Below are 12506 nucleotides of genomic sequence, written 5' to 3' on the forward strand. Positions count from 1 at the left end.
ATGAAGTTTGTTGATGAAGCATCGATTCTGGTCGTTGCAGGTGATGGCGGCAATGGTTGTGTGAGCTTCCGCCGCGAAAAATATATTCCGAAAGGCGGCCCGGATGGCGGCGATGGTGGTGACGGCGGCGACGTATGGATGGAAGCCGACGAGAACCTGAACACGCTTATCGATTACCGTTTTGAAAAATCTTTCCGTGCAGAGCGTGGCCAGAACGGTGCAAGCCGCGACTGTACCGGTAAGCGTGGTAAAGACGTGACGATTAAAGTGCCAGTAGGTACGCGTGTTATCGATCAGGGCACTGGTGAAACCATGGGCGATATGACCAAACACGGTCAGCGTCTGCTGGTTGCTAAGGGCGGCTGGCACGGCCTGGGCAACACCCGCTTCAAATCATCGGTTAACCGTACTCCCCGGCAGAAAACCAACGGTACGCCAGGTGATAAGCGTGAGCTGCTGCTGGAGCTGATGCTGCTGGCTGATGTCGGGATGCTGGGGATGCCAAACGCTGGTAAATCGACCTTTATCCGCGCAGTATCTGCGGCTAAACCGAAAGTGGCGGACTATCCGTTTACCACTCTGGTGCCAAGCCTTGGCGTGGTTCGTATGGACAATGAGAAGAGCTTCGTTGTTGCTGATATTCCGGGGCTGATTGAAGGTGCTGCTGAAGGTGCAGGTCTGGGGATCCGCTTCCTGAAGCATCTGGAACGTTGCCGCGTATTGCTGCACCTTATCGATATCGATCCGATTGACGGCACCGATCCGGTTGAGAACGCGCGCATTATTATTAGCGAGCTGGAAAAATACAGCCAGGATCTGGCGGCGAAACCACGCTGGTTAGTCTTCAACAAGATTGACCTGCTGGATAAAGCGGAAGCCGAAGAGAAAGCGAAAGCCATCGCTGAGGCGCTGGGTTGGGAAGATAAATATTATCTGATCTCTGCAGCGAGCAGGCTGGGCGTGAAAGACCTCTGCTGGGATGTGATGACCTTTATCATCGAAAACCCAGTGGTGCAGGCTGAAGAAGCGAAACAGCCAGAGAAAGTCGAATTCATGTGGGATGATTATCACCGTCAGCAGCTTGAAGAGATTGCTGAAGAGGATGATGAAGACTGGGATGACGACTGGGACGAAGACGACGAAGAGGGCGTTGAGTTCATTTACAAGCGTTAATCAGCAAAACCCCGGCACTGCGCCGGGGTTTCTTTTTAACTAATTGTTCTGATAAATATCTTTGTACAAGCGGCTTTCAAAGCGCACCAACGGAATGCGGCGATTACGTTGATCCGCCGGTTCTACCGCATAGCCAGAAAGATATTGTACAAATGCCATCCGTTGCCCACTTGCCGTGGTAATGAATCCCGCCAGGTTATACACGCCTTGTAACGATCCTGTTTTTGCCGAAACTTTGCCATCTACCCCCGCCTGATGCAGACCGGCACGGTACTGTAACGAGCCGTCATAGCCTGCCAGCGGCAGCATGGAGATAAAGTTAAGCTCGTTATCATGCTGGGCAATGTATTGTAGCACTTGCATCATGGTGGCTGGCGCAATCAGGTTATGTCGTGAAAGCCCTGAACCATCGGCAATAATGGTGTTGCCAATATCGACACCGGCTTGCTGACGCAGGATCTGGCGCACGGCATCGGAGCCGGCTCGCCATGTACCAGGCACATTAAAGCGCGCATGACCAATCATTCGAAAGACGGTATCTGCGATCATGTTGTCCGATTTTTTCAGCATAATCTTAAGCAGATCATGCAAAGGGGCCGACTGTTTGCTGACGACCACCGTTCCCGGCTCATTAACCTGTGTCTGGCGCAGCAGTGTGCCGGTATAGGTGATGCCTGCCTGTTTAAGCTCATCTTTCAGAATCGCCCCAGCATAGCTGGCACCATCCTGTACGGCAAAGGCCAATGGAAGAGGCTCAGAACGTTGTGGCAGGCATCCAGTTAGCGTAAAGCGGTTAAGGTCACCAGGCACGACATCCAGCTCGCAATATTGCGCTTCGGCAGAACCACGGGGGAGGGTGCGTACCTGACTGAACATCGTAACGGGGTAATAAGATGCCACGCGAATAAAAGCCATATCACCGGGCTTTTGTGCGCTGTAGAGCGAGACAGAGAAGCAATTGCGGTCAACGATAGCGGCGGCTGGCGGAGCGCTAAAGCATTGTGTCATGTCGTTCCAAGGCCAGCCGGGAGCCTTATCGTGACTGGCAAAAATGGAGGTATCTATAAGCACGTTGCCATTGATTTGCGTGATGCCAGATTTTTTCAGGGTTGTTACCATATTGCGAATATCCTGACGTTTTAGCGTCGGATCGGCACCAAATCGCGCCACTAAGTCGCCTTTAAGCACACCGTTTTCCACATTACCTTTGGTTTCCAACGTGGTGGTAAAACGAAAGTCGGGGCCGAGTTGAATCAATGCCGCCAGCGCAGTGATGACTTTTTGCGTACTGGCGGGCAGCGCCATCTGCTGACTGTGGTAATCAATAGTGGGGGCAGACGCGCCGACTTTTTGCACCATCAGGGCAAGGTTGGCACCTGCGGGGAGTTGAGTAATGTACTCATCAACATTCGCGGCCTGAACACTGAACGCTATACCGCTGGTCAATCCGATGATAAATCTGGAAAATCGCATAATCTCGCGCTAACAACCTGGAATCGAGCCGTCATACTACGGCGCAACACCCTATAAAGTAAACGATGACCCTTCGGGAACTTCAGGGTAAAATGACCATCAAAATGTGAATTGTAGCTGACCTGGGACCTGTTTCCGGGTCGGTATTTTTTTGCTTCTGGCCCTGGTGAGGAGTTATGCCGGGCTGACCGAACAGCCGGGGTGGGTGGAGACTCGCCCCATCAGGAATATTCAAGAGGTATAACAAATGCAAGCTATTCCGATGACCTTACGCGGCGCTGAAAAATTACGCGAAGAGCTGGATTTTCTGAAATCTGTGCGCCGTCCTGAAATCATTGCTGCTATTGCTGAAGCGCGTGAACATGGCGATCTGAAAGAGAACGCCGAATACCACGCAGCTCGTGAGCAGCAGGGCTTCTGCGAAGGCCGTATTAAAGATATCGAAGCCAAGCTGTCGAACGCTCAGGTAATCGATGTCACCAAAATGCCGAACAATGGTCGCGTTATTTTTGGTGCTACCGTAACGGTGTTGAATCTGGATTCTGATGAAGAGCAGACTTATCGCATCGTAGGTGATGATGAAGCTGACTTTAAACAAAACCTGATTTCTGTAAACTCGCCTATCGCTCGTGGCTTGATCGGCAAAGAAGAAGATGATGTTGTGGTCATCAAAACGCCGGGCGGCGAAGTAGAATTTGAAGTAATTAAGGTGGAATACCTGTAAGAATTACCCAATACTCAAAATGTTGATGTATTGTAAAGAAAGGAAAAAGGCCGCTATGCGGCCTTTTATCAACGAACAGAGCGTGGCATTTTGCTCTCCTGCCTGCGGAAAATCCCTCGTTTTACACAGAAAATGTGTGTAACTTTAGGATAATCTTAGCGTGGCAGCGAGATTTTACGTTCTTTAGTTGGGCGATAAAGCACCAGCGTTTTACCGATGACCTGTACATTACAGGCGCCGGTTTCGCGCACGATAGCTTCCACGATCAAGGTTTTAGTTTCGCGATCTTCTGTTGCGATTTTCACCTTGATGAGTTCATGGTGCTCTAGCGCTTGTTCAATCTCGGCCAGCACCCCTTCGGTCAAACCATTACTGCCAAGCAGAACAACTGGCTTGAGCGGATGTGCCAGACCTTTCAGGTGCTGTTTTTGTTTAGTACTCAGATTCATCGTATTTTTTTGCTTACGTTGGGATTGAAAACGGGTCATTCTACCGCCATCTCCCATATATCACCAAATAGGCGCGTAAAAATTTACGCAATTGGTTACGATGAGTTATCCCAATGGGAAAGTTAAATGACAGGTAAGAAGCGTTCTGCCAGTTCCAGCCGCTGGCTTCAGGAACACTTTAGCGATAAATATGTTCAACAGGCACAGAAAAAGGGGTTACGTTCCCGTGCCTGGTTTAAACTTGATGAAATACAGCAAAGTGACAAACTCTTTAAACCGGGAATGACGGTAGTCGACCTTGGCGCCGCGCCGGGTGGTTGGTCACAATATGTAGTCACCCAAATTGGCGGCAAAGGCCGTATCATCGCTTGCGATCTTTTACCTATGGATCCTATCGTTGGTGTGGACTTTCTTCAGGGCGATTTTCGTGATGAACTGGTCATGAAGGCTCTGCTGGAGCGTGTAGGCGACAGCAAAGTCCAGGTTGTCATGTCAGATATGGCACCAAACATGAGCGGAACACCGGCGGTGGATATCCCCCGTGCCATGTATCTGGTGGAACTGGCGCTAGAAATGTGTCGTGATGTGTTAGCGCCGGGTGGCAGTTTTGTAGTGAAGGTGTTCCAGGGCGAAGGTTTCGATGAGTATCTAAGGGAAATTCGCTCCCTGTTTACGAAGGTTAAAGTTCGTAAGCCGGACTCTTCTCGTGCACGTTCGCGGGAAGTGTATATTGTAGCGACCGGGCGTAAACCCTAACCGGGAGATTTCAGACGAAAGTTTGAAAGATGCTGGATATAGAGTATCCTGACGCTGTTTTTAACACAGTTGTAATAAGAGGTTAATCCCTTGAGTGACATGGCGAAAAACCTAATACTCTGGCTGGTCATTGCCGTTGTGCTGATGTCAGTATTCCAGAGCTTTGGGCCCAGCGAGTCTAATGGCCGTAAGGTGGATTACTCTACCTTCCTACAAGAGGTCAATAACGACCAGGTTCGTGAAGCGCGTATCAACGGACGTGAAATCAACGTTACCAAGAAAGATAGTAACCGTTATACCACTTACATTCCGGTTCAGGATCCAAAACTACTGGATAACCTGTTGACCAAGAACGTCAAGGTTGTCGGTGAACCGCCTGAAGAGCCAAGCCTGCTGGCTTCTATCTTCATCTCCTGGTTCCCGATGCTGTTGCTGATTGGTGTCTGGATCTTCTTCATGCGTCAAATGCAGGGCGGCGGTGGCAAAGGTGCTATGTCGTTCGGTAAGAGCAAAGCACGTATGTTGACGGAAGATCAGATCAAAACGACCTTTGCTGACGTTGCTGGTTGCGACGAAGCAAAAGAAGAAGTTGCTGAGCTGGTTGAGTATCTGCGTGAGCCGAGCCGCTTCCAGAAACTGGGCGGTAAGATCCCGAAAGGGGTTTTGATGGTTGGTCCTCCGGGTACTGGTAAAACGTTGCTGGCGAAAGCCATTGCAGGCGAAGCGAAAGTTCCGTTCTTTACCATTTCTGGTTCTGACTTCGTTGAAATGTTCGTTGGTGTTGGTGCATCTCGTGTACGTGACATGTTCGAACAGGCGAAGAAAGCGGCTCCGTGTATCATCTTTATTGATGAAATCGATGCCGTAGGCCGCCAGCGTGGCGCGGGTCTGGGTGGTGGTCACGATGAACGTGAACAGACACTTAACCAGATGCTGGTTGAGATGGACGGCTTCGAAGGTAACGAAGGTATCATCGTGATCGCTGCGACTAACCGCCCGGACGTTCTCGACCCGGCGCTGCTGCGTCCTGGTCGTTTCGACCGTCAGGTTGTGGTTGGTTTGCCAGATGTTCGTGGTCGTGAGCAGATCCTGAAAGTTCACATGCGTCGCGTACCGCTGGCACCAGATGTTGATGCGGCAATTATCGCCCGTGGTACACCGGGCTTCTCTGGCGCAGATCTGGCTAACCTGGTGAACGAAGCAGCACTGTTCGCTGCACGTGGCAATAAACGTGTTGTTTCGATGGTTGAGTTCGAGAAAGCGAAAGACAAAATCATGATGGGCGCGGAACGTCGCTCCATGGTGATGACGGAAGCGCAGAAAGAGTCCACCGCGTATCACGAAGCAGGCCATGCGATTATCGGTCGCCTGGTGCCGGAACACGATCCGGTACACAAAGTAACGATTATCCCGCGCGGTCGTGCGTTGGGTGTGACCTTCTTCCTGCCTGAAGGCGATGCTATCAGTGCCAGCCGTCAGAAACTGGAAAGCCAGATCAGTACCCTGTACGGCGGTCGTCTGGCAGAAGAGATCATCTACGGACCGGAACATGTTTCTACCGGGGCGTCCAACGACATTAAAGTTGCGACCAACCTGGCGCGTAACATGGTGACCCAGTGGGGCTTCTCTGAGAAACTCGGTCCGCTACTGTATGCGGAAGAAGAAGGTGAAGTTTTCCTCGGTCGTAGCGTGGCCAAAGCTAAACATATGTCCGATGAAACTGCGCGTATCATCGACCAGGAAGTGAAGTCACTGATTGAACGTAACTACAATCGTGCGCGTCAGTTGTTGAACGACAACCTGGATATCCTGCATGCGATGAAAGATGCACTCATGAAATATGAGACCATCGACGCACCGCAGATTGATGACCTGATGGCGCGTCGCGATGTACGTCCGCCTGCAGGTTGGGAAGAGTCGGGAGCATCTAACAATTCTGACAATAATGGCACTCCAAAGGCACCGCGTCCGGTTGATGAACCACGCACGCCAAATCCGGGTAATACCATGTCAGAGCAGTTAGGCGACAAGTAAGTTCCCGCATCAGATGACTGTATTTGTACCGAAAACCCCGGGGCGTGCTCCGGGGTTTTTTCTTATCAATTTATACCAGGGATAACACCATGAAACTCTTTGCCCAGGGCTCTTCACTGGATCTTAACCATCCTCACGTAATGGGGATCCTCAACGTTACGCCAGATTCTTTCTCTGATGGCGGTACGCATAACTCACTGACTGATGCAGTGAAACATGCGAACCTGATGATCAACGCTGGCGCGACGATCATTGACGTTGGTGGAGAGTCCACGCGTCCAGGGGCAGCGGAAGTGAGTGTTGAAGAAGAGTTGCAGCGTGTTATTCCGGTGGTTGAGGCAATTGCGCAACGATTCGAAGTTTGGATCTCGGTCGATACTTCTAAACCGGAAGTCATCCGGGAATCGGCAAGAGTGGGCGCTCACATCATTAACGATATCCGATCCCTTTCCGAGCCAGGTGCTCTGGAAGCGGCTGCGGAAACCGGTTTACCCGTATGTCTGATGCATATGCAGGGAAATCCAAAGACCATGCAGGAAGCACCGAAATATGATGATGTCTTTGCTGAAGTGAATCGCTACTTTATTGAGCAAATAGCACGTTGTGAACAGGCGGGTATCGCAAAAGAGAAATTGTTGCTCGACCCCGGATTCGGTTTCGGTAAAAATCTCTCCCATAACTATTCATTACTGGCGCGTCTGGCTGAATTTCATCATTTCAATCTGCCGCTGTTGGTGGGTATGTCACGAAAATCGATGATTGGACAGCTACTGAATGTTGGGCCGTCTGAGCGTCTGAGCGGCAGTCTGGCTTGTGCGGTAATTGCCGCAATGCAGGGCGCGCACATTATTCGTGTTCATGACGTCAAAGAAACCGTAGAAGCGATGCGGGTGGTGGAAGCCACTCTGTCTGCAAAGGAAAATAAACGCTATGAGTAATCGTAAATATTTCGGGACCGATGGGATTCGTGGTCGTGTTGGGGATGCGCCGATCACACCTGATTTTGTGCTTAAACTGGGCTGGGCTGCGGGTAAAGTACTGGCGCGGCACGGCTCCCGTAAGATCATTATCGGCAAAGATACCCGTATTTCTGGCTATATGTTGGAGTCGGCGCTGGAAGCCGGCCTGGCGGCAGCGGGCCTTTCCGCGCTCTTCACCGGCCCGATGCCAACACCGGCGGTGGCTTATCTGACACGCACCTTTCGTGCAGAGGCCGGGATTGTGATTTCTGCATCGCATAACCCGTTCTACGATAATGGTATTAAATTCTTTTCCATCGACGGCACTAAACTGCCAGATGCAGTCGAAGAAGCCATTGAAGCTGAAATGGAAAAAGAGATTAGCTGCGTTGATTCGGCAGAACTGGGTAAAGCCAGCCGTATTGTTGATGCTGCGGGTCGCTATATCGAATTTTGCAAAGCCACGTTCCCGAACGAACTTAGCCTCAGTGAACTGAAGATTGTGGTGGATTGCGCAAATGGTGCAACCTATCACATCGCTCCAAATGTACTGCGCGAGCTGGGAGCGAACGTAATCGCCATCGGTTGTGAGCCGAATGGTGTAAACATCAATGCCGAAGTGGGGGCAACTGATGTTCGTGCATTACAGGCGCGTGTACTGGCTGAAAAAGCGGATCTCGGCATTGCCTTTGACGGCGACGGCGACCGCGTCATCATGGTTGACCATGAAGGCAATAAAGTCGATGGCGATCAGATCATGTATATCATCGCGCGTGAAGGTCTTCGTCAGGGGCAGTTGCGTGGTGGCGTAGTGGGCACATTAATGAGCAATATGGGGCTGGAATTGGCGCTGAAACAGCTAGGTATTCCATTTGCTCGCGCAAAAGTGGGCGACCGCTATGTACTGGAAAAAATGCAGGAGAAAGGCTGGCGCATCGGCGCGGAGAACTCCGGTCATGTGATTCTGCTGGATAAAACCACCACCGGTGACGGCATCGTTGCCGGTTTGCAGGTACTGGCGGCGATGGCGCGCAACCACATGAGTCTGCACGACCTTTGCAGTGGCATGAAAATGTTCCCGCAGATTCTGGTTAACGTGCGTTATACCGCAGGCAGCGGCGATCCGCTTGAGCATGAATCAGTTAAAGCCGTGACAGCGGAAGTTGAAGCGGCGCTGGGTAGCCGTGGACGCGTGCTGCTGCGTAAATCTGGCACCGAGCCGTTGATTCGCGTGATGGTCGAAGGTGAAGACGAAGCACAGGTGACTGAATTTGCCCACCGTATCGCTGATGCGGTAAAAGCGGTTTAATGCGATTGCTAACTGGCTAAAAAGGCGGCGATTGTCGCCTTTGTTCTACTTATGTACATCGGTTTTGCTGTTTTTTTCCGCAGTTGATACAATGCAATAAAATTGCCCTTGCGAAGGTCATTCGCTTTGGTTAGTATTCACACCCGCTTCAGTGGGAAAGATTAAATTATCCCGCTTTATTGGTTGAAGCATTGGTACGCGGCAACTCCGCAAGGAACAGGTTGATTATGTACGAAGCTCTTTTAGTAGTTTTCCTTATTGTAGCAATTGGCCTTGTTGGTCTGATCATGCTGCAGCAAGGTAAAGGCGCTGATATGGGAGCCTCCTTCGGAGCAGGCGCTTCCGCTACGCTGTTTGGTTCAAGTGGTTCTGGTAACTTCATGACCCGTATGACGGCTGTGCTGGCAACGTTGTTCTTCATCATCAGTCTGGTGTTGGGTAACATCAACAGTAATAAAACCAATAAAGGTAGCGAATGGGAAAATCTGAGTGCTCCGGCGAAAACCGAACAGACTCAGCCTGCTGCTCCGGCTAAGCCGACCAGCGATATCCCGAACTAAGAGTAGTATCTGTGCTGAGGTGGTGGAATTGGTAGACACGCTACCTTGAGGTGGTAGTGCCCTAACGGGCTTGTGGGTTCGAGTCCCATCCTCAGTACCAATATTCCGAAAGAAAGACGCTGAAAAGCGTCTTTTTTCGTTTTTATAAGTTAAACATTCTGATAGTTATTTCCCCACCCGTAAGTCTGTTTCATCCAGTTTGAAATCTGTAATTTCTAACTTTTGCATTATTAACGGAAGCACCTGGTGAATTATTCTCATACCAGTAAGGATCTCGTTCATGTATATATCAGGATGAATGCGAGATTTATTGAAATCGAAACTTTCGGCTTCTGCTGCAACGCTAAGTTGGTCAGCAGTGTTATAAACCATATCCAGAAGTTCGGCTCTTAACGGGATTCCCGCCCTGAATGCCATCATCTTGAGTTGATTCAACCAATTTTCGTAGTCTTTTTGAACTTTATAACGAAACTGTTTAATGTTTGACGCAATAGGAGTATCAATTTCAATTTTGCATGCGGCAAGTGATATCAATGAACTCTGAATATTGATGGCTTCGCTGGAATAGACATCTAAATCATCATCCTGAACTAACTCATCAACATATGCTATGTAGAATCCATAAACGTCATTCAGAGCATGGTAAATGTCATTGATTACGGAACAATGAGCGTTGTTCTCTATGACCTCCCAAAAAGCCTCTTTATGATCAGCATTTTTGCCGTCAATATTAAGTTCTTTGGGAAAGGAAAGAGGTGAAGGAAAACCTATGCGGTTCAACACATCTATTGTTTCTTCAACCAAAAAGCCATCTTCGTCAGTAAGAGGTCGTGTTATATAACCCGTTTCAGAGTCTTCCATAGCTTGTTGAGCAAGAAAATGGATAAGTCGATCCCATTTCTCAGCATTCTCGACTGAGCCCGTCCATTCAACTAGTTGAGGAGAGTAATGCCCTATTTGTGTAATATCTCTGAATTTTTTTTCCATGTCAGTAGACATATGTTCCCCTTTTTTCCACTTGCTAATTTGTGTTGAGGAAACACCTAACTGGTTTGCTAAATCTTTTTGGGTACATTTCAGAGTATGTACAGCGAGGCGTACAAAATATTCACCATTCATTGGTCATTCCTTTTACTGAGCATGAAAGAATAAAGTAAAAATAGAATGGACTGATATTTACTTTATTTCATTTGAATTTTACTTTAACTCCGAAATCGGACATATGAACCCTAAGCGTGGCCACATTCTCTTAGCCGTAAAAAAAGGCCGCAATGGCGGCCTTTAGCACGAACTCTCTGAAATTACTGACCTTTGTTTTCCAGATTCTCAACCTGCGGCACGCCCGAAGCGGCAGAAGAGGAGAGCAGGCCAGTTTTGGCATAACCGAAAAGTTTCTCGCGGGTGTCAGTGATATCCAGGTTACGCATGGTCAGTTGACCAATACGATCGTCTGGTGAGAACACTGAGTCACCTTTTTCCATTGTCAGACGCTCTGGCTTATAAGTCAGGTTGTCAGAGACAGTATTGAGGATGGAGTAGTCGTTACCGCGACGCAGTTCCAGGGTAACTTCACCTGTAATCTGGCTGGCAACCCAGCGTTGCAGGGAGTCTCGTAGCATCAGCGCCTGGGAGTCGAACCAACGCCCCTGATACAGCAGACGTCCCAACTGGCGACCATGCGCGTGATATTGCTCAATGGTGTCTTCGTTGTGAATACCGGTCAGCAGACGTTCATAAGCGATATGCAGCAGAGCCATCCCCGGAGCTTCGTAGATACCACGGCTTTTCGCTTCGATGATACGGTTTTCGATCTGGTCGCTCATGCCCAGGCCGTGACGGCCACCAATGCGGTTGGCTTCAAGCATCATTTCTACATCGTCGCTAAAGGTTTTACCGTTTAGCGCTACCGGATGCCCCAGCTCAAAACGTACCGTGACTTCTTCTGCCGGGATCTTCACGCTCTCGTCCCAGAATTTCACACCCATAATCGGGTTGACGATTTTGACGCTGGAGTTGAGGTATTCCAGATCTTTCGCTTCGTGCGTCGCGCCGAGCATGTTGGAGTCTGTGGAGTAGGCTTTTTCAACCGACATTTTGTAGTCGAAACCGCAGGCAATCATAAATTCAGACATTTCATGACGACCGCCTAACTCATCAATAAAGTCAGTATCAAGCCACGGTTTGTAAATCTGCAATTCGGCGTTGGTAAGCAGGCCGTAACGATAGAAACGTTCGATATCGTTTCCTTTATAGGTGCTGCCATCACCCCAGATGTTAACGCCATCTTCTTTCATCGCAGCAACCAGCATGGTGCCGGTTACGGCGCGGCCCAGCGGCGTGGTGTTAAAATAGGTCAGACCGCCGGTGGTGTTATGGAAAGCACCACACTGAATAGCGGCAATACCTTCAGCCACCAGTTGTTTGCGGCAGTCGATCAGACGAGCGTTCTCCGCGCCGTATTCCATGGCTCGACGAGGGATCGCATCATAATCCTCTTCGTCTGGCTGGCCCAAATTTGCAGTATATGCATAAGGGACAGCTCCCTTTTGTCGCATCCACAGCAGTGCGGCACTGGTGTCCAGACCGCCAGAAAAAGCGATACCAATACGTTGACCTACCGGGAGATGCTTGAGAATCGTCGTCATAAAATAACACCCTGCTTGATTAACTGATTATGAGCCTGTATTTCTGCTCTAACTGAATTTTTATGCAAAATAAATGAGTTTTCATTTAATCATCTTTTATCTGAGACAGGAAGAGTTTAGTGTGTTTTTTGTAAAATAATGCGCTTAAGAGAGGTAAGGAGAGGATGAAAGTATTCAACAAATGAAAGTGAACTGGATATCCATTCACATGATTAGCAATAAATGTTGACAAAATGTGGCGTGGATCACTATAATGGCCGCAGATTTTACGTCCCGTCTCGGTACACCAAATCCCAGCAGTATTTGCATTTTTTACTCAAAACAAGTAGAATTTGCCACGTTTCAGGCGCGGGGTGGAGCAGCCTGGTAGCTCGTCGGGCTCATAACCCGAAGGTCGTCGGTTCAAATCCGGCCCCCGCAACCA

At 49.5% G+C, this 12506-nt stretch carries 11 protein-coding genes and 2 tRNA genes; 9 read left to right on the plus strand and 4 right to left on the minus strand.

The window, feature by feature from the left end; genetic code table 11:
• Positions 1–1173, plus strand: a complete 1173-nt coding sequence (gene cgtA / locus BEA93_RS18210; RefSeq protein ID WP_105224847.1) for an Obg family GTPase CgtA — start codon at positions 1–3, stop codon at positions 1171–1173.
• A 39-nt stretch (positions 1174–1212) separates the two neighbouring features.
• Here the strand turns inward: cgtA and dacB are convergent, their stop codons facing one another.
• Positions 1213–2646 carry a serine-type D-Ala-D-Ala carboxypeptidase gene (gene dacB, locus BEA93_RS18215; protein ID WP_105224846.1) on the minus strand — a complete coding sequence of 478 codons (1434 nt, stop codon included), beginning with the start codon at positions 2644–2646 and terminating at the stop codon, positions 1213–1215.
• A gap of 247 nt (positions 2647–2893) precedes the next feature.
• On the opposite strand from dacB, the gene greA reads away from it, so the two are divergent.
• On the plus strand, positions 2894–3370 hold the full coding sequence (gene greA, locus BEA93_RS18220; RefSeq protein ID WP_001148001.1) for a transcription elongation factor GreA: 477 nt from the start codon (positions 2894–2896) through the stop codon (positions 3368–3370).
• A 155-nt stretch (positions 3371–3525) separates the two neighbouring features.
• On the opposite strand, the gene yhbY is transcribed toward greA, so the two are convergent.
• Complete coding sequence (gene yhbY, locus BEA93_RS18225) at positions 3526–3819, minus strand: ribosome assembly RNA-binding protein YhbY (RefSeq protein ID WP_001054420.1); 294 nt, start codon at positions 3817–3819, stop codon at positions 3526–3528.
• Positions 3820–3945: 126 nt separating this feature from the next.
• Between yhbY and rlmE the strand changes: the two genes are divergently transcribed.
• The 6 genes from rlmE (at position 3946) to BEA93_RS18255 (ending at position 9537) form a co-directional block, all read left to right on the plus strand.
• Positions 3946–4575, plus strand: a complete 630-nt coding sequence (gene rlmE / locus BEA93_RS18230; protein ID WP_000145975.1) for a 23S rRNA (uridine(2552)-2'-O)-methyltransferase RlmE — start codon at positions 3946–3948, stop codon at positions 4573–4575.
• Between the two features lie 99 nt (positions 4576–4674).
• On the plus strand, positions 4675–6609 hold the full coding sequence (ftsH, locus tag BEA93_RS18235; protein ID WP_001107478.1) for an ATP-dependent zinc metalloprotease FtsH: 1935 nt from the start codon (positions 4675–4677) through the stop codon (positions 6607–6609).
• Between the two features lie 89 nt (positions 6610–6698).
• Positions 6699–7547 (plus strand): dihydropteroate synthase, encoded by an 849-nt coding sequence (gene folP, locus BEA93_RS18240; protein ID WP_105224845.1) that lies wholly within the window; start codon positions 6699–6701, stop codon positions 7545–7547.
• Entirely contained in the window at positions 7540–8877 is a 1338-nt protein-coding gene (gene glmM / locus BEA93_RS18245) for a phosphoglucosamine mutase (protein WP_000071146.1), read from the plus strand. The genes folP and glmM overlap by 8 nt, the downstream gene beginning before the upstream one ends.
• Before the next feature lie 227 nt (positions 8878–9104).
• Positions 9105–9437: a preprotein translocase subunit SecG gene (secG, locus tag BEA93_RS18250; RefSeq protein ID WP_001517162.1), complete on the plus strand. Its 333-nt coding sequence runs from the start codon at positions 9105–9107 to the stop codon at positions 9435–9437.
• 13 nt (positions 9438–9450) lie between these two features.
• A tRNA-Leu gene (locus tag BEA93_RS18255) sits at positions 9451–9537 on the plus strand.
• 65 nt (positions 9538–9602) lie between these two features.
• Here the strand turns inward: BEA93_RS18255 and BEA93_RS18260 are convergent.
• Complete coding sequence (locus tag BEA93_RS18260; protein WP_001012981.1) at positions 9603–10556, minus strand: helix-turn-helix domain-containing protein; 954 nt, start codon at positions 10554–10556, stop codon at positions 9603–9605.
• A gap of 182 nt (positions 10557–10738) precedes the next feature.
• Positions 10739–12082 (minus strand): argininosuccinate synthase, encoded by a 1344-nt coding sequence (gene argG, locus BEA93_RS18265; RefSeq protein ID WP_001517161.1) that lies wholly within the window; start codon positions 12080–12082, stop codon positions 10739–10741.
• A gap of 347 nt (positions 12083–12429) precedes the next feature.
• On the opposite strand from argG, the gene BEA93_RS18270 reads away from it, so the two are divergent.
• Positions 12430–12506: transfer RNA gene (locus BEA93_RS18270), tRNA-Met, on the plus strand.

The sequence above is a fragment of the Escherichia sp. MOD1-EC5950 genome (assembly GCF_002965345.1).
Lineage (GTDB): Bacteria > Pseudomonadota > Gammaproteobacteria > Enterobacterales > Enterobacteriaceae > Escherichia > Escherichia marmotae.